Here is a 19444-nt window from a genome sequence, read left to right as displayed (position 1 = left end):
GCCCATGTCCTTCAAGAACATCTTCGACAACGGCGGAGACCAAGCCGGTTCCGCCGACAAGTCCGCCGAGGCGCTCAACAAAGACACCCCGGGAGCCGGTGACATCTCGGACGCCGTGCGCAAGCTGGAGAGCGAGCGCGACCCGTGGCTCGTGCGCCAGACCGCGCACGGGGCGTTCGACGTCATGGGTTTCCTCAACCCGCTCTTCCAGAACGCCCAGGGCGCGGCCGCCGCGCAGCGCCAGGTCTCCGAAGACCCCGGTTCGACGTCCACCATGGCTTCGTCGACCACTAAGGCGTTCGGACCTCCGAAGGTGAGCATCGGCGACGACGACATGCCGAAGCTCGAAGACCTGTCGAAGCTCATCGGCAACAGCAGGGGCTACGCCCTCATCGCGACGGGTCTGGGAACGTCCGAAGGCCTGGCGGTCGACCCGTCGCTCAACACGGCGTATGTCGCCGACCGGGGCGGCAAGAAGCTGTCCGCGGTGAAGGTCGGCACCGGCGCCCAGCGCCCGGCCGCGAGCACCCTGGGCGACATCGGCGATGTGGAGCTGGACGGCCAGGGCACGGCCTACACCACCGACTGCGACGGCGGGCGCCTGCTCGCGGTGGACCTGTCCAGCGGCTCCTCCCGCAAGATCGCCGACGTGCCGGGCGCGTACGGCGTCGCGCTCGACGCGGCGGGCAAGGCCCACGTCGCCAGCTGGCGCGACGGGCAGCTGATCGTCGTCGACCTGCCGGGCGGGCAGAAGACCACGATCGCCACCGGCCTGGGGAAAGGCATCGGCGGAGTGGCGCTGGACGGGCAGGGCAAGGCGTACATCGGCCAGAAGGAAGGCAGCGGCAAGCTGTACGAGGTCGACCTGGCCAACGGCACCAACCGCGTCGTGACCAGCCTTTCCGGGGCGAGCACGATCCGCGTGGCCCTCGACGGCGCCGGCCGGGCGTACACCATCGACCACTTGAACGGGCGCCTGTACGAGATCACTCTCGCGGACGGCGCGCAGCGCGTGGTGGCCACCGGTCTGGGGACGTGCGAGGGCCTCGCGCTGGACACCGTCAACGGCTGGATCTACGTCAGCAACCGTGAAGGTCAGCTGTGGCAGATCAACCAGCGTGCCACCCAGGTCCAGGGCGGCGTCGGCAAGGTCATGGCCTAAAGGAGGTACCGCGGCTACCTCCGGGCGTGGTCACCGGCGAGTTCGCACGTGAGCTTCGTTGCGGCGCTTGTAGATCTCTGGGCCGAAGCCAGTGGGCCAACCTCCGTTGCTGCGGCGGTGTTTGCGGTTGGCCCGCTGGCCCTTCGGCTCGGGAATCGTCTGCTTGATCCGGCGTCTCCGCAGGTAGCGGCGGCGGTTTCGCCGCGAACGTTCGCGACAGCAGGGGCCGGTGCCGTCACAGGGCCGTTCAGTCCGGACGAGTGACGGCGGAACTCGCCCGCCCGAGAAAGAGGCTTGTCTTCACCCTCACCCGCATGCTTCCACCCTGTTCGTCCACCATGCGGGCCATGTCCCCGAAGATCCGCTCCCGTGCCTGGGACGGAAGTGCCCGGTAGCCCGAGTAGGAGGCGAACAGGTCGATCAGTGCGGACGGGGATCGGTCGTGTACGGATTCGTACAGGCGGTGGTCCAGATCGACGAAGCCGGCAGCCGTCATATCGCGCCACTGGCGCGCGTCGGTGCCGTGGTGTGTGGGGCGGGGGCGTGGATCCAGGATGGTGTGCTCGGGTATGTCGATGCCGTGTCGGGCGTGGGCGTCGGCCAACTGGGCTGCCAGTTCGCCGGATTCCAGAAACCAGTGGTTCCAGAAGAGGGCGATCGCTCCGCTCGGGGACAGCGCGGCTTTGGCTCTGGTCCAGCGTACGGCTGGGTCGACCCAGTGCCATGCCTGGGCGCAGTACAGCAGGCCGTATCGCTGCGCGGGGCGCCATGTCTCGAAGTCGGCGATCTCGGCGGTTACATGGGGCAGCCCCATGCAGCGGCGTTGCAGCACTCGCGCCATGCGGACGTCGGGTTCGACGCAGGTTACCGGTATGCCGCACTCTGCGAAGGCCAGCGTCGCGATGCCTGTCCCCGCGCCTATTTCCAGGGCGGGCGCGCCGTCATCCAGCGCGGAGAAGTCCAGGACCTCATCGATCAGTTGCCTGGGATAACCGGGCCGGGCGGCGTCGTACTGCTCGGCGTCGTCTCCGAAGATGTGGCGGAGCGACTGCGCCGACGTGAGAGCGTCGTGCGGAGTCCGGTACGTCATGGATGCACGCTACGCGACGAGTTCCCTGGCCGACAGGGTGCGCCTGCGCCGGCCTGGTGGTGGGGGGACTGGGCCGACCACCAGCTTGACATCGGCCTGAATGAGACGGTGAGAGCCGACATGGCACCCGAACGCCTGCTCCCGCGCAAGATCGCCGAGCTGCGCGAGTTCCTTGTCGGCGCATCAGCTGCACCTTCTCCATCAGTTCCAACTGCCGGACGGTGGCTCGTGACGAGGCAGGGCTCCTGATCGTCCGGGTTGGCGATGCCACTCATCAACGTCCGGACGCAGGAGCGCTGTTGGTTGATGGGCGTCGTGTGTTGTGCATGGTGAGCGCGATGAGCACCAGGCGCCCGTCCTTCCGGCGTACCGCCATGGACCGGCCACTTCCGTCAGCCCGGCGAAGACATTGTTCGCCGGTACTCACTCACTCACGCTCCTGCGAGACGCTCTATGCGGGGTGGAGAGCTACGGACCCATGTGAACCAGTACGCGATGAAGCATCTCACCCGAGAGCTCATCGACGAGTTACTGACCTTGTTGGCGAGATGCTGTGGCTGACGAGCAGTAGGTACTGCGGGCTTCGACGCTGGCCCAGTTGGTCTGAATGAGTACAACTTGTGACGTGTTGTGAATGGTTCTCGTTGCAGGTATGGCAGGTTTCCCGCGTGGCGGGTCTTGCACCCTCATCGATCCATCGAATGGGAGCACAACTGTGATCAAGCAGGTTCTGGCCGGGGCGGTTTTCGCCACTGCCGCGACGATGGCCGTCGCCGTGCCCGCCTCGGCCGCGACGGGGCCTCAGGCCCAGAACACCCCCACCAACGCGCACGAGATGATCCGGGCCGCCCGTGTCGTGTCGGGCTCGACCGTGAGCGGCACCGGTGCCACGGACTTCGGCACCCGGAACGGCAACACCGCCATCACCGGCGACTCGGGCGGCATCGGCAACACCTACGGCGCCCCGCTCATCAACGTCGACCTCCGCTGCGCGGTGCCGATGCCCGAGGGCGAGGGCATCGGCGGCCACCTCCTCGGCGGCCCCAAGACCGCGTGCAACGTCGCGCCCGTCGACCAGTTCCAGGGCCCGCAGAAGCTGCTCTGACCCTGCAGTTGCTGACCTTGTCCCGCAATCCCCTGCCGCGCAGGGGATTGCGGGACAAGCGCGTCCGGGGGTTGTGGGCAGCAGCATGAAGTGTGCGGGTATGTCACCGGGCTGACAGCGTGGCCGTGAGCGCGGCGGCGTCCTGCTGAGTGTGGACGTGTCGTTCCTGGCGTCTGGGGGACAGGGCGCGGGAGGCGAGCCGTTGGCCCGCTGGGTCACGGAATCGCGGCCGGTGGGTATTGGCCATGGGCCATGGGGGGCCAGTTTCACCGGCGATGAGGGGCATCGGCGGAAAGCGGTGCACAATCGCAGGCTGCGGCGTGACATTCCGAAGGTAGGTGACGACGTGATCTACGGACGTCACCACGGTGAGGGCAACACCCCGGTTCTGGGTGCCGCTCGGTCCGGTGAGTTGGGTCCCTTCGGCGTGTACGGGGCACGGAGCCTGAACCGGATGACGCGCCGCCGACTCCGGGGGCCGGTCCGGCTAGGGGGCGCAGTGTCGGTGCGGGCCGGTCCATCCGGTGTTCTGGAGTCGGCCGCCCCACGTGACGCACTGGGTCTTGGCGTAGGTGAATACCGGGCCGGCGTGGTCGGCGGTGGCGCTCGTTCCGGTGTCCTGGGGATGGTCCCCGGTTTGCAGGAAGACACTCATGGGGGCGGCAGCGCTGTGGTCGGCGCGCACGGTGACGGCGCAGTAGGACCTACTGGCGCTGCTGTAGCCGAGGTAGACGGTGGCTGAGGTGTCTCCCGTTTTGATCCGGTGTTGGTCGACAACGGGGTAGTCCTTGCCGCACAACTGCTGGCCGGTGTAGTCGGGCGGTGTGTGGGCGGGCGTGGTGGCCTGCTGGGCCAGGTAGAGCACGGCGGCGAGGGTGACCAGCACGGTGGTGTAACCCAGGATGCGGCGAGTGCGCATGCGGCTGCGTCTGCCTCCTTCTTTGGGGGTGGGCGGGCGGCCGGAAGTCGTCAACGGCGGCCCGCCCACAGCTGTGTCAGCGTCCGAGCGTGGTGTTCACGCGCTCAGTGACGCGGTCGGTGAATGCCTTGGCTTCGGTGATGGCCTTCGGGTTCTGGGCGATGAGCTTGTTCTGCCAGTCGACTTCGACCTGGTGCATGGTTTCGGCCACCTTGTGCTCCGTACGGCAGGCGACATCCGCGGTGGCGGTGGCGATGGCCGCCTTGGACCGGCCCGCCGACGCTGTCCACTTGGGGTCGTTGTTGGCGGCCCAGGGATCGGCGTAGTTGTAGCCCTTGCCCTTCATACACACCGACCATGCGCCCCAGGCGGCCGTCACCCGGGGGTCGGCCTGGGACCTCTTCCAGCCCTCGGCCGCCAGACGCGAGATCGCGTCCTGGGTCATGTCGGTGCCGGCACCGTTGTATTCGCGGATCTCCTGCTGTGCCTGGCCCAGGCAGCCGTACTCCGGGACGGTCTTGCCGCTGAGGGTGCGCGGGGCTGCCGCCAGGGCCTCGCCGGTGACCGGGTCCTTCCAGCCGGTGAGCGCAGCCTGGACTTCCGGGGTGATGTCGGCTTCCTCGCGCAGCACTCGCCGTTCGCCGCTGCTTTGGTCGCTGCCGGGCCGGCCGTAGCCGTAGGTCGCGGCCTTCATGGCGTCGTGGATGCCATGGCGGCCGTCCATCGCGTTCCTGGGTCCGGTGGTCGGCTTCGTGCGGGCCTCTTCCCAGGAAGTGGCCACGTGGTGCGGGTAGTTCAGCCCGAGGTCCTTGACGCACGCGGCGGCCTTCTTGTCGATGGCGGCCTGGGCCAGGATCCCCGAGGGCTGTGTGCCAGAGATCTGGTAGGGGTCCATCGGCAGCGTCCAGGTCGACGGATCGTGGGCGACGTATCGCACTTCGGGCACCTTCCAGGCGTCCTTGCCCGTCACCGCCGCAGCACCACGGGCGATGGCCTGTCCGTCCGGAACGGGCTGGCCCTGCGTGAGGGACCACACCACCGCGCCCGTGGCCGCGGCGACCGCCACGGTGATGCCCATCCGGCGCACCGCGGGGCGCTTGAGGCGCCGTCCGGCCGCGCGGGCGACCTTCTTCGCATCGTCGGTCAGCATCCCGCCCCCTGCCACTGGAACGAGGCGTTCTCGTTGTAGGTGTTGTAGAGGTTGCGTCCGGTGTTGGTGTCGATCAGGTCGGCCGGGCCCTGGTACCAGCTGTTGTAGTAGGTGTAGGCCCAGCACTGGCTGGTCTTGTAGTTCCGGGCGGACGCGGCATTGTTCTTCACCTTCTGGCCCGAGCCGTCACCGGTGTCCTTGCAGTAGTGGTAGATGAGGTAACCGGACGACCCGTCACCTGCGCCGAAGTTCTGCTCGGAGTACCCGAACCGAATCCAGGCGTTCTTCTGTCCGGAGTTGTAGAACAGCCGGAACTTGAACGTGTTGCCCGTGGAGCACTGGTACGCCGACACATTGGCGTCGTTGCGTGTCTCCACATTCCCGTCGGCCTTCGCCGGGGTGGCCTGCGCCGTTCCGGCAGCGAGGGTCAGGGCCGACGCCGCTGCCAGGGTGGCCAGAACCGGTCTGGCCTTCGTCATTCGCATGCTGTCACTCCGTCGTTCCGTCGACGGCCAGGGGGAGTTGCCCAGGGCGCTCAAAGGGTCATGGACGAGTGTTCATGTGAACCACAGGGACGAAAGTCAGGAGTTCGTGATCTTTGGTTGCGACTCATGCTTCCCTACGGCCCGGCTCCGGTTGTTCGGCATCCGTTTCGGGGCGAGGGCGGGGGCGTTCAGGTGGGTGTGCCAGCGCCGCGCCGCGCGGGGCGTGGACCACACGGCCTTCCGTGCTCGCAGCCGCCGGGCACTGGCCCCAGCCGGTTGCCTGTCGCGCCGGAGCGGTGGGTAGAGAGCCGTTATGTTGGGCCCCAACAGGCATACCCGGGGAGTTCCGATGCCCGTATCCACGCTGCCGCTCAACCCCGTCCACGGCCCGCGCGGCTTGCCGCCACTGGGTAACCTCCTCGCTTTCGGGAAGGACCCCCTGAGTTTTCTGACGCGCCTGCGCGACGACTTCGGCGACGCCGTGACCTGGTCCCTGGGCCCCCGGCGCAGCCTGTTCATCTCCCAGCCCCGGCACATCATGGAACTGCTCGCGGCGCGGGAGAACACCTACGAGATCCTCGAAATCGGCTGGGCGCTCAAACAGATCACGGGGCAGAGCGTCATTCTCAGCAAGGGCGGCGACTGGCGGCGCAAACGCTCCCTGGTCCAGCCCACCGTCCGCCCGCGCCAGGTCCGCACGTACGCCGAGGCCATGGTCGACTCCGCCGGAGCGGCGGCCGACGGATGGCGCGACGGTGCGCGGGTCGACGTCCGCCAGGAGATGGCGCTGATCACCCAGCGGATCGTCCTGCGCACCCTGTTCGGCAGCGACCTCGGGCGACAGACGAAGGCCCTGGGTGATGCGATGGACGTCGCGGAGCGCGCGGTGGGGGCGGAGCTGCGCGGCATCGGCCTCTTTCTGCCCGCCTGGGTACGGACCCCGTCCCGGCGACGCCTGCTGGCGGCCGTTGCCACGATCGACGGCGAAGTACACCGGCTCATCAAGGAACGGCGAGACCCGGCCCACGCCGCCGAAGAGCGCGACGACCTGCTCGACAGGCTCCTCGCGGCCCGCGACGAAGAGGGCCGTCCGCTCTCGCCCAGGGAGGTGCGCGACGAAGCCGTCACCCTTTGGGCCGCCGGCCACGAAACCACCTCCACGGCCTTGACCTGGGCCGTGTACCTGCTCTCCCGCGCACCCGAGGCCCGCGCGCGGCTCGAAGCGGAGTTGGAGCACGTGCTGGCCGGCCGACCGCCCACCATCGACGACTACGAGCGCCTCACCTGGACCCAGCAGATCGTCAAAGAGGCCATGCGCCTCTACCCGCCCGTGTGGCTCATCCCCGCGGTCGCCCGCGAAGGCGCCACGCTGGGCGGCACCCGCATCCCGGCCGGAACCATCGTCTGGTGCAGCCAGTGGACCACCCACCGAGACCCCCGCTGGTTCCCCGGCCCCGAACAATTCCGTCCCGAGCGCTGGGCGGCCGACGCCCCGGACGCGGTACCCGACCACGCCTGGTACCCCTTCGGCGGCGGCCAGCGCACGTGCCTCGGTGCGCGCTTCGCCCAAGTCGAGGCCGTCCTCGTACTCGCCACCCTCGCCCAGCGCTTCCGTCTCGACCTGCCCGGCACCGAGGTGGCACCACGCGCCGGACTGCTCCTGCAACCCGCCACCCCACTCCACGCGACCCTGCGCAGAAGGAGCGCCGCGACGGACCGTCCAGGTGACAACTGAAGGGTGTTGCAGAAGCCCTGGTTCGGGGCATTTCCCTTGTGTGGGTGGGGTGTTGCGGGGCCGGTGCTCTCCGGGCGAGGCGGCCGCCCTTGTTCCCCAGCGCGCTGAGAGTGGTCAAGGACCGTCCGCAGTATGTCTGCCGACTGGACGTCAAGACCTGGGATCCGGTGCCGGGTTACGGGCGGTGGTGATGGCCGACGGCGTGGACCAGACCCGTTCCGGCCGTGCCGAAAACCGCTCCTTGACGACGCCTTCGCACCGGTAAATCGTGTGATGGCCGCGCTCACCAGGAGAGCGGCGCAGGTCAGCGCGGCCGTTCGGCCGCCGTGCCCGCCCCCGTCGTTCTCTTGAGGAGACGTCTTGCCCAGCTCCGCCGAGCAGCACCTCTTAAAGGTCTACAGCGACCGCGCCTACGTTCACACCACCACGGTGCGCCATCAGGGCACGACCGTGGCGCTCGCCATGGACGATCAGCGGCGGCTGGTCTACACCGTGCTCGACCTCGCGCGGCACGACGAGGCCAAGGGCGAGCTGGACGCGGCCTATTGGTCGGAGAATCCGCTGCCGTTGCGCTTCCCGGGTGAGTTGTCCGACGTGGGGTACGGAGCCGTCGGCGCCACCGCGCTGCCGGTCGTCAAACGCGGCGGCAGGGTCGAGGCCGCGCCCGGTGAGCGCCTGGACGACGAGGAGGTGGACCCCTTCCTGTCCACCACGGCCCGGCTCACGGCCGAGGCGCCCTTCCACGCGCTGTCCGACGGCACCCACATCGTGGTGCTGCGCCAGTCGCTGGGCGCGGACCACCCGGACGCCGTCCACACGTTGGCGAGCGGCGGCTCCTCCGGCGACCCGGACCGCGCGGACTACGTCAAGGACCGTTCCGGCGCCAAGGTGCCGCTGGTCGCGGACACGCTGTTGTGCGACCGGTTCCTGCTGGTCGGCGGGGAGCTGAAACCCGTACTGGAGGCCCGCTACCGCCGCAGCCGGCACCGGACCCGCCCCGACTCGGCCAAGGACAGCCTCGGCACGACGGACATGGAAGGGCGCCCCTTCCACGAACCGACGCAGGAGTTGGCGTTCGTGCGGCACCTGTCGGGCGGGCGGTTCACCGCCCTGCTCGTGCCCACCGCCGTACACGGGCAGCAGCGCTGGCAGATCTTCGCGCACAACGACGCCACCGGCCGGATCGACTCCTTCAACATGGAGCAGGGCCGCGACGGGCTGTTCAACCTCCAGGGCACACAGGCGTGGACGAGCCCGGACCCGGCCTACCGCGACGCGGTGTACGAGAGCGGGCCGGGCACCTGCCCGTTCACCGGACAGCCGCTCGTACCGGTGGTCAGCACCAGTGGGTACGCGGAGACGGCGCTGGCGTTCGGCGAGGGAGACTCGCATGTGCGCGTCGCCGAGGGACCGGCACTCGCGGGCAGCGACTTCACCGTCGAGTTCTGGGCGCGGCGCACGGGAACGGGCCGTCAGGAGTTCCTCGTCGGCCACGGTGACCAGAGCGGCAGCGCCCTCAAGTCCCTGCACATCGGCTTCCGCGAGGACGACCGCTTCACCTTCGCGTTCTACGCCGACGACCTCAACTCCGACGTCACGACCGCGGACACCGGGTGGCACCACTGGGCCTGCGTCCACGACCACGCGGCCCGCCGCCAGACCGTCTACCGCGACGGCGAGTCCGTCGGCACCCGCACCACCGGCGGCGACTACACCGGCGCCGGCCCCCTGCTGCTGGGCCGCGCCCTCGGCCAGGGTGCCCGCGCCGAACTGGACGAGGTACGGATCTGGAACCGCGCCCGCACCGCGGGCGAGATCGAGCGGGACAAGGGCATCCGCCTCATCGGCAACGACCCCGGTCTCGTCGCCTACTACCGCTTCGACGAGGGCTCCGGCACTCGCCTGTACGACCAGACCGACAGCGCGCTGCACGGCGACCTCGTCGGCGCACCGAAGTGGGTGGTCTCCGAGGCACCCGTCGGCGACCACCCCGGCGTGCGCCGCGACAGCTTCGCGGTGACCGGCCGGACGACCGCCTCCGGGCTCTCCGCCGTGCTCTACCACCAGCAGGAGGACACCGGCACGGGCTACGGGCAGGAGCCGAAACCCGCCAAACGCCAGGCCCGTGTGCTGCTGTCGTACGCGACCGGTGGCCCCGACCCGAAGACCGGCGCGGCCACCGCGGAGTCCTACCTCGCCACGCTCGACCTCGGCGTGGGCCGCGACGGACGCCTCGCCCAGATCCCGGACGAGCTGGCGCTGCCGGTGCTCACCGCACCGGAGGGCAGTGCGGACGTCGAGGCGATCAGCGAACTGGACGGCCGGATCCGGGAGTTGGTCGGGGAGATCACGGCCAAGGAGGCCGAGATCGCCGACCTCACCCGGAAGACCGCCGACATTCCGGAGCTTGAGCGCCTCCGCGAGGGCTTCTACTACAGGTCGCAGGACATCACCGGCTGGGCGTGCCGACTGCGCCTGAAGAACCCCCGGGACGGCAAGCCGCAGTACCTCGCGGTGAAGGGAGACGGCCAGGGGCAGGGCGATTGGCCCATGCTGATCCGGACCGCCGACAAGGACGCGAAGTCGGCGCTGTGGGCCGTCGTGATGCCGCCCGGGTCTTCCTGGAACGGCTCCATGCTCTACCACCTGCAGAATCTGCACACCGGCAGGGACATGAACGTCTCGGGTGAGAGCCGGGACAACGACGCCGATCTCATCGTCTACCCGAGGAAGTCCGGCGCGTGGAACACGCTGTTCGGCATCTACGAACGCGGTGACGGCTACTCCACCCTGGTCAACCGGTACAGCGAGAAGGCCGTCTGCGCCCCCGACCGGCTCGGCGACCGCGTGGTGCAGTACGACACCGCCGTGGTGACCGAGAGCGGCGAAGCGCTGATCGCCTTCGAGCGGGTCGCCCTCCACGACCTCGGTCACTCCGACATCCGCGACGCGGGTCAGCGGGTGGAGAAGCTCGACGCCCAGCTCGCCGAACTCCGGCCCCAGCGCGAGTTGTTGGAGCGTCGGCAGCGGGAGATCACCGACCATCAGGTCGAGCTGGCGGCCAAGCGCGACGACCTCGCCCGGCTCACCGGCGGTCTCAAGGGCGCCGACGACATCGCGCTGCCCGTACCGCAGTTGTCCGTCGACCCCACCGGCCTGAGCTGCTCGGGCGCCCTGCTGGCCTTCGCCCGCTCGGCGGACCGGCCGTATCTGCTGGACAGTGCCACCGGGAACGTCGTGCTCTACTTCCGGGGCACCGACGGCCAGTTCTTCGCCTCGTACTACGACACCTCGGTGGTCCGCTCGTCCCGGCGGCTGACGGCGGGCGACGGCAAGGCCCTCACCTTCACCGCCCGGGACGCGGGCACCGACCTGTGTGACGTACGGATCCAGGTCACGGCGGGCGACGGCCCCGGCCTGTGCAACCTCACCGTCCGGCGGGGCGAGGAGAGCGAGACCTGGGAACGGCTGCCGCGCCGGGCCGCCGACTTCGCCGCCATCGTCAACGGCGCCCCGGAGCAACCCGCCGCGGTGGGTGCGGTCAAGGACTTCGACGCCACCGCGAGACTCCTGTCCGGCGGCAAGGCCGGAGACATCGTCGGCGGCGTCCTCCGGCTCGCCGAGGCCGCCCCGGCCCCGCTGCCCGGCGGCACCCCCGTCACCGTCGGCGGTCACCTCTACCTCGTCGACGGCGATCACGCGTCCGGCGCCACCAGGCTCAGGCTGACGGACGGCGAGGGCGGCCCGCAGCCGCAGCCGGGCGACGCGGTCCAGCGGCTGCGTCACGACCACCGCCGGTCCCGCTCCGAACCCACCGGGGCGACGCTGTCCAACGGATCCCGGCTGGTGTTCGCCGAGCCCGGCACGGCCGGGGAGGTCCCGCTGGGCGACGCCCCGGACCTGGTCTCCGGGCACGGTTGCCGCTGGCGCGCCGACAAGCCCGGCCGGGCGTACGCCTTCGACGGGGAGCAGCACCACCTCACCCTGCCCGCCGACCGGCTCGACCGCGTGGCCGCCACCCGGGACCTCACCCTGGAGGCGTGGATCAACCCCGAGCGGGTGTCCGGCGAGGCCAGGATCGTGCACGCCGGCACGGCGGAGGCCCCGTACACGCTCGGCCTCCTCGCCCCGGCCGCCCCCGTCGTGCCCGCGCTGGACTTCGACGGCAAGAGCGGCGTGGCCATGACCGAGAGCGGCTTCAGCCTCGCCGACAAGAGCTTCACGGTGGAGTTCTGGGCCCGGCGGAAGGTGGGATGGCAGGCGCACCGCGCGCACTACGTCGTCGGCCACGGGGCATCGCAGGGCAGTACGCGGAACGCCCTGCACATCGGCTTCCGTGACACCGGGTCCTTCACGTTCGCGTTCTACGGCGACGACCTCAGCACCAACTACGGTTATGTGGACACCGATTGGCACCACTGGGCCTGTGTGTTCAACGCCGCCACCCGGGAGCAGGTGATCTACCGGGACGGCGCCGAGGAGGCCAGGCGCGTCGCGTCGGGCACCTACAACGGGGACGGCCTCTTCAGCTTCGGCAGCCACTTCGCCAGTTGGGTGCCCGACTACGCCGCGGTGGAGATGGACGAGGTCCGTCTCTGGGGCACCGCCCGCGCCGCCGCCGAAGTCCGGGAGCTGAAGAACCGCCGGCTGACCGGCAAGGAGTCCGGGCTCATGGGCTACTGGCCGTACACCGACCCGGCCGCCCGGGTCGGCGGCAAGCCGGGCGTCCTGGACCGCTCGGGTCAGGGCCGGCACGTGTACCTGCGCGGCGGCGTCACCACCACGGCCGCGCCCGCCGCCCTCGACCAGGCCGCGGAGGCCACGTACCGCGTCGTCGCCGGAGCCGGCCACGGCCTCGTCGCCACCCGTGCCACGTTCCCCCTGCACGAGTGGTCCCATATCGCGGCCGCGTACGAGCAGTCGTGGGCCGTCGAACTCACCGACGGCGCCTATCTGGAGGCCCCCGACAACGACGCCCTCGACATCCCCGACGACCTCACGATCGAGGTCTTCTGCCGCGTCGACGCCCTCGGGGAGAAGCAGGGTCTGCTCTCCAAGGGCCGCGCCGCCGACGGATCCGGCGACAGCGTCCCGTACCGGCTGCTCGTCCTGCCCGACGGCAAGCTGGAGTTCGCCTTCGAGGAGCCGGACGGCAGGCTCGTACGCCTCACCTCCACCGAGGCCCTGAGCGCCGGGGCGTTCCACCGGATCGGTGTCGTCCGCAAGGGCGGCAGGTCGATGCAGGAGCGCAAGGGCTCCAAGGAGATCACCGCCACGGGCGCGGACGGCAAGCCGGCCAAGCAGACCGTGGAGCTCGTCGAGTCCGTCGACGTGCAGGAGTGGCAGGAGATCCGCTTCTACGTCGACGGGCGTGAGGCGGGCACCGCCCGCTACGAGGGGCCCGGCCCCAAGGGCAACACCGGCACCCTCGACATCGGGCGGGCGCGGGAGGGCCTGGAGACGTACGTCGCCACCGGTGTCATCGCGGAGGTCCGGCTGTGGGGCGCCGCGCGCGACGCCGCGCAGCTCGGCACGCCCGTATCGGTGCGCGACCGCGGGCTGGTCGCGCACTGGAGGTTCGAGGAGAACGCGGGCAACACCGCCGCCGACGCCACCGGAACGCACACCGCCCGGCTGCGCGGCGCCCGTTGGACGCGCAACCCCGACCCGCGAGGCAGCTCCCTGCGGATCTACCGCAACGGCGTGTCCGTGGCCTGCGACCCGCTCGACTCGGCCGGTTTCGCCGACCAGGGCGACGCCCAACTCACCCTCGGCGCCCGACTGAAGGACGGTCGGCCCGGCCAGACGTTCCACGGAACGCTGGAGGAAGTACGGATCTGGCGCACCGCCCGCACCCAGGAGCAGATCCTCGACAACCTCTTCACGCGGCTCAAGGGCGAGAAGGAAGACCTGGTCGCCTACTGGCCGTTCGACCGCGACTCCACCGACGCGACGGCTTCCTCCGTACGGGACGAGGGGCTGCGCGGCAACCACCTCGCGCTGCCCGACGGCACCGCCCGCCCCGCCGCCGTCCTGTCCACCGCGCCCGTCTCCAGTGACACCGCCCAGGTGCGTTCGGCGCTGGCCGCGATGCGCACCCCCTTCCATGAGACGGTCACCGGTTCGCCGGCCGTCGCGGAGTACGCGGACATGCAGTACTCCGCGAAGGGCGAGGCGTTCGGCGTATTGAAGCGGGCGTACGGATACCTGCGGGACGGCCGCTGGCACCTGGTGACCGGCTACAAGGTCGGCGACCTGGTCAGCGAGTGGGTCAGCCAGGTGCAGTTCGACCCGCAGCTGATCGGTTACGTGGAGGGCGCGCCGCCCGTGCCCTCGGAGAACCTCACCCCCAACACCGTCGACCCGGAGCGCTCCACCTACGACGGCATCGCGTCGGTGGAGCTCACCCAGGCCGAGGAGGTCGTCCACTCACTGTCCTCGGCCAAGGAGCGGAGCGTCGACGCGGCGTTCGGCTTCGCCCTGTCGAACGAGATCGACGTCGACGTCTGGATGATCACGGCGCCGCTCGGCTTCGGCATCGCCAAGTCCATGGCGAAGGCGAAGGTGTCGGTGGGGGTCCGGGGCAGCCTGGAGTTCTCCAACAGCTGGGCCGAGGAAACGGCCGTCTCGCAGGGCGAGAACACCACCCGCGCCATGAAGGTCGACCTCTCGGGCAGTTGGGAGGACCCGCTCAAGCCGCTCAACCCCGCCCTCGGCCGCCGCTACATCCCCGTCAACACCGGATTCGCGGTGGTCCAGTCCCAGACCGCCGACGTCTTCGCGCTGCGGCTCGCCCACAGCGCCGCCCTGGTCGCCTACCGCATCCAGCCCAACCCCGACATCCCCAAGGACTGGAACGTCATCCCGTTCCCGCTCAACCCCCGCTACACCAAGCAGGGCACGCTGGACGGCACGGTCGGCTTCGACGAGCGGGGCAAGGTCCTCGATCCCGACTTCGCCAACGCCCGCGACCACGGCGAATACAGCTACTACAAGCCGCGCGAGGCCTACGCCGTCAAGCGGCGCATCCAGCGCGAGCAGCAGCGGCGGCGCGGCTACTACGAGTCCGTCTCCACAGAGACCCACGCCCCCGATCCCACCGCCGAGCGGGCGGGCCGCGTCCTGGGCGGCGCGATCGGCGGCGACACCGGGCCCGGCCGGGCGCGCGACACGGCAGGCAACGCGACCGGGGACGGGTTCTCCCGCCGCGACCTGGTCAACACCTATGTGTGGACGGCGGACGGCGGATTCTTCGCCGAGACGACGGAGACGACCGACGTCGTCACCGAGACGACCTCTGGCTCGTACTCACTGACCGGTTCGGTGGGCACCTCCGTCGGTACGTCCTTCGACGTCATGGGGATCGGCGTCAGCGCCCAGCTCGACGCCTCCATCGGCGGCGGCATGTCCGCCACCCGGGCGCGGGGCAAGGAGGCGACCCGCTCCTTCGGACTGAACGTCGCCTGCGCGCCGTCCGGCAACCTCCAGCGGTACGACGCGGGCCGCAAGCCCGTCTACGACGCGGACGGCCGACCGGTCAACGCACCGGGCAAGGTGGACGCGTACCGGTTCCTCAGCTTCTACCTCGGCGAGGACACCGAGCACTTCGACACCTTCTTCCACAAGGTCGTCGACCCGGCCTGGCTGGACGGCGCGCACGATCCGAACGCGGCCGCGCTGCGCCAGGCCCGTCAGTCGGACCGCAAGCCGCCGTGCTGGCGCGTGATGCACCGCGTCACCTTCGTCAGCCGGCTCCTGCCGCCGGTGGCGGCGCCGGACGCGGCGCCGCTGGAGCGGACCATGCGGCAGCTGGACGTGGAGAGCAACTACGAGCTCGTCCGGCGCCTCGATCCGTACGTCAAGGGCGCGGCCACCGGCCTGCCCGAGCTCTCGGCGGCGGTACGCGACGCACTGGCCGCCCACCTGCCGGAACTGCTCCCGCACGCGGACGAAGTGATCGGATTCCTCGCGCAGTACTACGGCGTGGAGGGCTGACCCGAGCGTGAAGGGGGGGCACGCCCGGCACGGGCGTGCCCCCCCTTCCGCGAACCGGAAATCCCCTGCCCCTCACAGCCCGTTGCGTGCACGCTGGGCAGGAGTGCCCGGGGGCGTACGAGTCTGCGGCGTTGAACAGGGCAGGAGACACGGGGGTGTTGGTGAGGACAGGTGGCGGCGCGGTGGTGTGGCGAGCCTGGGAGGCGAGTGGGCCGGTCGTGGCTCGGCGGCCCGCGCATGCGCGGCTGGCCGGTCTTGTCGACGGGTACTTCGGCTATGAGCGGGCAGGCGGCGGCTCGGTCACCCAACGGGTGCTTCCTTCCGGCGCCGTGGTGGTGATGGTCGACTTCGAGTCGGCGGACCGGCGGACGGTGGGCCCGGACGGCACGCGCTCTCCGCACTGCGGCATGCTCTCGCCCAGCACGGGACTCCTGGACCGCCCCGTGGACGCCGAGACGATCGGGGCGGTCTTCGGCGCCGGAATCGTTCTGACCCCGCCGGGAGCCTTCGCGCTGCTCGGCATGGCCATGCATGAAGTCACCAACACCAGGATCCCGCTCGCACAGGCCCTGGGACACACGCGCAGCGACCACCTCAGTGAACGGCTGGCGGGCACACCGGCGTGGGAGGCGCGCTTCGCCCACCTGGACTCCGTGCTGCTCTCCGTGCTGACGGGCGTCCGCCGTCCGGCCGCCGCCGGCACTGCCGCAGTCGCCTGGCATCGGCTGCGCCGCACTGCGGGCCGGGTCTCCGTCACCACCCTCGCCGACGACCTCGGGCTGAGTCGGCGGCGCATCGAGGAGGTGTTCCACGAACAGATCGGTCTGCCGCCCAAGCGGGCCGCCCGCATCCTGCGCTTCCACCACGCGGTCCGCATGCTCGCCCGTCCACAGGGCCTGCCCCTGTCGGACATCGCGCTCGACTGCGGGTACGCCGATCACGCACACCTGAGCCGGGAGGTCAAGGCCATGTCCGGCCTCAGCCCGCGCGAGATCCGCACACTGATCCGTCCCGCCGCCCTTCCGTCTCTCGGACAGAACGGTGGCACCGCGCATTCCTTCAAGACCCGGCCCCACGGCTCCTCCTAACGTCAGCAGTGCTCCGCGGCACCGGGCCGCGGGAACCGGAGGGACCAGTCATGTACTGGATGAGGAGAACCACCGCAGCGCTCGCGGTCACCGCTGCAGCGCTGATAACACCTGGTGTCGCCCACGCGCAGGTCACCGACGACTACCAGGGATGCCCGTCCGGGTACGTGTGCATCTACCCGAACGCGTCCTGGAACAACGGTGTTCCGGAGCACCTTTACTACAACTACCGGCCGTACAACTTGACCAACGAGTTCGGCGTGCACCGCATCTTCAACAACCAGACCGGCGGGGCGACCGTGCAGACCTGCACGGGCTACGACGGCAACAACTGCGGCGACAAGATGCAGCCGTGGAACTACCGCGACGAGGACCTGACACCGATCAACTCGATCCTCCTGCAGCCCTGAACGGCTCCGCCCGCGCCTGCCGGGCGCCGATGGTTCGCGGAACGTGCTGTAGGGCTGCCGTTCACGGCTGTTGGCGTCCTGCCGTGGCCGGGGTCAGGGGACGGGGAGGGTGGCGTTGAGTGTCTTGCCTCCCGCGTCGCCGTGGACGGTGGCCGGGGTGCGCGTGGCGAGCGTGTTCCATGCGGCATGGATGGTGGCGAGTGGCTGTCCGTTGGTAGGGCTCACCGTCAGCGCGGCGCTTACGGTTCCGGTGTCTTGGTTCCATGTGGCGGTGCCGCTGACGGTGGCGTCCGTCACCCAGCCGACGGAGTTGAAGGTGAAGGTCACTGCGGGAGTGCCGGTGGTGCAGGTCCAGGTGCCGCCGCGCAGTCCGGTGTCGGTCTGGCCGGTGACGTATCGGCTGCGAGTGATGGCGTCCCCTACCACAGAGACTCCGACTTGGGCTGCGCGCAACGTAGTTGGGCTGGATTGGTCGCCAGGTGCGGGGATGGCCGGGGCAGCGTCGTCCAGTGTGAGGGGGTAGCTGCCGAGAACGGGGATGGGTGGTGTGGTTCGGCTGCAGGAGGTGTCCAGTCGGGGCAGGGCCTTAGGGTCGTCGATGAACCGGCGGTAGAGGGACGCGCCGCAGGCATTGAGGCCCGGCCATCTGGTGTCCGGCATGGCCGTGACGTGGGTGACACCTGTGATCTCGACGAATCGTGCCGAGGGGCCGATCTGGGCGGCGACGGTGCGGCCTCCTTGGGGCGGGGTGAGCAAGTCGAGATCGCCGCTCAGGAGAAGCACGGGGACGGTGGGAGGCACCATCGGCGGGGTGGCAGTGATGGGTGGGTCGGCCGGGTGTGTCGGGGCAGGCCAGTCGAGGCAGGCGTCGTAGGCGTTGGTGTAGGCGTCGACCGCCAGCCATTCGGGCACCCGGAAAGGCTCGAAGACGCCCGGTGGCTCCTGGTCGATGCCGTGTGCCAGTTGCCGGCGGCGTTGCTCCGGCCCGCTGGTCATGGAGAACAACTGCGGATAGTCGGTGCAGGCCACGGCGAAGTACAGGCCGCGCGAGTAGCTCTCGGGCAGGGATTCACCAGGGGCGACGGACTGCGCGGCCAGGCGGAGCAAGGGCTGGTCGTCACCGGAGACGGCCGCTTGGGCGGCGGCGCCCAGCGCCTTGTAGATTCCGGGATCCGACGCGGCGTTGTTGACGATGTCGACCAGCGTCGTCACGGTGACCGTTTCGCTTACTGCCCTGCCGTTGGGGCCGGGGGTGGTGCCGGTGACGGGTGCGGTGCGCAGCCTGTCTGCGAGCTTCTGGACCACTGCCCAGGTATGGGTGCGGGGACAGGCCGGCGAGCGCTCGCAAGTTCGGTCGAATGCGGTTCGTGCGCTGGTGACGGTGGAGGTGTACCACGGATCCAGACCCAGCACCTCGTAGGTGGCGTCCAGGACGACCGAGCGCAGTGCGGCGGGGTAGCGGGAGGCGAAGGCCTGGGCGAACCAGCTTCCGTAGGAGTCGCCGTAGAGGTCGACCTTCCCCTGGCCGAGCCTGTGCAGCACTGTATCGAGATCACGGGCCGCATTGGCGGTGCCGAACAGGTCTGCGGCCTGTACGGGTGTGCCGTCGGAGTATTGCCAAGTGTCGTTCAGCATGGTGCCGCAGGCGCCGACCGCCTGCGCGAATGCGGGCCCGGAGGCCTGACCGGAGTAGGCGCTCAGCCCTGGGCAGTTCAGTGCCTGGGACCGGCCGGTGCCGCGCAGATCGTAGAGCAGCAGGTTGCGGTGTGCCTGCAAGGGCCCGAGCATGGCCTGGTACTGGGTTCGGGAGGTATCGCCCGTCGTGGGGTAGCCGGGGCCGCCTTCGATGGCGACGATTGTGCCCTGCGCCCGGCCGTCGCGGGCCGGAAACCATGCGAACCCGACATCGATCGTCGGGCTCTTGGGGCTGGTGCGGTCAAGTGGCACAGGGACGCTTCCGCACCAGCCGGATCCCTCGCACGGCGTCAGCCGCACCGTACCGACCGTCAGTGTTGCGGGACCGCCGGACCGGGCTGCTCCAGGAATCGCCAACAGCATGGCCACGATGAGGACGATGACGCCGCGACGCGCTTCTCGGACCGGCGTCCAGACCCTGCGGTGGTTCACGTCTCTGCTCCAAACCCCGCAGTATTGAACACGGTCAGGCCCCTGAGGCCCGCGACCGTGGTGGTCAGGCAGGTCCGACACCTCCCGTGCCGACCCCGCTGCAGCCCAGACCCAAGGCAAGCAGACCGGCAATGATCCATACAAGGGCATCCCGGACGTTTGCCGTCGGCGGCCGTAG

11 protein-coding genes and 1 pseudogene are annotated in these 19444 nt (G+C 70.0%); 6 read left to right on the top strand and 6 right to left on the bottom strand.

The window, feature by feature from the left end; all coding sequences use genetic code 11:
• The first annotated feature begins 4 nt into the window (after nucleotides 1–4).
• A complete protein-coding gene (locus ACIQ8J_RS18825; RefSeq protein WP_403273189.1) occupies nucleotides 5–1162 on the top strand; it encodes an SMP-30/gluconolactonase/LRE family protein in 1158 nt (385 codons plus the stop codon).
• 54 nt (nucleotides 1163–1216) lie between these two features.
• Here the strand turns inward: ACIQ8J_RS18825 and ACIQ8J_RS18820 are convergent.
• Both ACIQ8J_RS18820 and ACIQ8J_RS18815 read right to left on the bottom strand, forming a co-directional pair.
• A pseudogene (locus ACIQ8J_RS18820) lies at nucleotides 1217–1369 on the bottom strand (IS5/IS1182 family transposase); the annotation flags it as partial.
• Between the two features lie 40 nt (nucleotides 1370–1409).
• The gene (locus ACIQ8J_RS18815) at nucleotides 1410–2252 is read right to left on the bottom strand and encodes a class I SAM-dependent methyltransferase (protein WP_403273190.1); all 843 of its coding nucleotides are present in this window, start codon (nucleotides 2250–2252) and stop codon (nucleotides 1410–1412) included.
• A gap of 715 nt (nucleotides 2253–2967) precedes the next feature.
• Here ACIQ8J_RS18815 and ACIQ8J_RS18810 point away from each other — a divergent pair.
• Nucleotides 2968–3357, top strand: coding sequence for a hypothetical protein (locus ACIQ8J_RS18810; protein ID WP_403273191.1), 390 nt, complete (start codon nucleotides 2968–2970; stop codon nucleotides 3355–3357).
• Nucleotides 3358–3844: 487 nt separating this feature from the next.
• Here the strand turns inward: ACIQ8J_RS18810 and ACIQ8J_RS18805 are convergent, their stop codons facing one another.
• The 3 genes from ACIQ8J_RS18805 to ACIQ8J_RS18795 all read right to left on the bottom strand — a co-directional run bounded on the left by ACIQ8J_RS18805 (nucleotide 3845) and on the right by ACIQ8J_RS18795 (nucleotide 5911).
• A complete protein-coding gene (locus tag ACIQ8J_RS18805) occupies nucleotides 3845–4276 on the bottom strand; it encodes a hypothetical protein (protein ID WP_403273193.1) in 432 nt (143 codons plus the stop codon).
• A 76-nt stretch (nucleotides 4277–4352) separates the two neighbouring features.
• Nucleotides 4353–5426, bottom strand: coding sequence for a hypothetical protein (locus tag ACIQ8J_RS18800; protein WP_403273195.1), 1074 nt, complete (start codon nucleotides 5424–5426; stop codon nucleotides 4353–4355).
• The gene (locus ACIQ8J_RS18795) at nucleotides 5420–5911 is read right to left on the bottom strand and encodes a hypothetical protein (protein ID WP_403273196.1); all 492 of its coding nucleotides are present in this window, start codon (nucleotides 5909–5911) and stop codon (nucleotides 5420–5422) included. Before ACIQ8J_RS18795 ends, ACIQ8J_RS18800 begins: the two co-directional genes overlap by 7 nt.
• A gap of 349 nt (nucleotides 5912–6260) precedes the next feature.
• Here ACIQ8J_RS18795 and ACIQ8J_RS18790 point away from each other — a divergent pair, with 349 nt between their 5' ends.
• From ACIQ8J_RS18790 to ACIQ8J_RS18775, 4 genes are all read left to right on the top strand, one after another.
• Entirely contained in the window at nucleotides 6261–7646 is a 1386-nt protein-coding gene (locus ACIQ8J_RS18790; RefSeq protein ID WP_403273198.1) for a cytochrome P450, read from the top strand.
• Nucleotides 7647–8006: 360 nt separating this feature from the next.
• On the top strand, nucleotides 8007–15641 hold the full coding sequence (locus ACIQ8J_RS18785; protein WP_403273199.1) for a LamG-like jellyroll fold domain-containing protein: 7635 nt from the start codon (nucleotides 8007–8009) through the stop codon (nucleotides 15639–15641).
• A 155-nt stretch (nucleotides 15642–15796) separates the two neighbouring features.
• Nucleotides 15797–16729: a helix-turn-helix domain-containing protein gene (locus ACIQ8J_RS18780; RefSeq protein WP_403273201.1), complete on the top strand. Its 933-nt coding sequence runs from the start codon at nucleotides 15797–15799 to the stop codon at nucleotides 16727–16729.
• Nucleotides 16730–16788: 59 nt separating this feature from the next.
• Complete coding sequence (locus tag ACIQ8J_RS18775; protein ID WP_403273202.1) at nucleotides 16789–17139, top strand: hypothetical protein; 351 nt, start codon at nucleotides 16789–16791, stop codon at nucleotides 17137–17139.
• A 93-nt stretch (nucleotides 17140–17232) separates the two neighbouring features.
• Here ACIQ8J_RS18775 and ACIQ8J_RS18770 read toward each other — a convergent pair whose 3' ends face one another.
• A complete protein-coding gene (locus ACIQ8J_RS18770; RefSeq protein ID WP_403607867.1) occupies nucleotides 17233–19086 on the bottom strand; it encodes an alpha/beta fold hydrolase in 1854 nt (617 codons plus the stop codon).
• Between the last annotated feature and the right edge of the window lie 358 nt (nucleotides 19087–19444).

This window comes from Streptomyces sp. NPDC094147, assembly GCF_044764265.1.
Classification (GTDB): Bacteria; Actinomycetota; Actinomycetes; order Streptomycetales; family Streptomycetaceae; genus Streptomyces.
This window is presented reverse-complemented; position numbering and strand designations above follow the sequence as displayed.

Excerpts from the sequence above, each read along its gene's own strand:
- ACIQ8J_RS18825 (WP_403273189.1), top strand. The coding sequence starts at position 5 with ATGTCCTTCAAGAACATCTTCGACAACGGCGGAGACCAAGCCGGTTCC.
- ACIQ8J_RS18815 (WP_403273190.1), bottom strand. The coding sequence starts at position 2,252 with ATGACGTACCGGACTCCGCACGACGCTCTCACGTCGGCGCAGTCGCTC.
- ACIQ8J_RS18805 (WP_403273193.1), bottom strand. The coding sequence starts at position 4,276 with ATGCGCACTCGCCGCATCCTGGGTTACACCACCGTGCTGGTCACCCTC.
- ACIQ8J_RS18800 (WP_403273195.1), bottom strand. The coding sequence starts at position 5,426 with ATGCTGACCGACGATGCGAAGAAGGTCGCCCGCGCGGCCGGACGGCGC.
- ACIQ8J_RS18795 (WP_403273196.1), bottom strand. The coding sequence starts at position 5,911 with ATGCGAATGACGAAGGCCAGACCGGTTCTGGCCACCCTGGCAGCGGCG.
- ACIQ8J_RS18790 (WP_403273198.1), top strand. The coding sequence starts at position 6,261 with ATGCCCGTATCCACGCTGCCGCTCAACCCCGTCCACGGCCCGCGCGGC.
- ACIQ8J_RS18775 (WP_403273202.1), top strand. The coding sequence starts at position 16,789 with ATGAGGAGAACCACCGCAGCGCTCGCGGTCACCGCTGCAGCGCTGATA.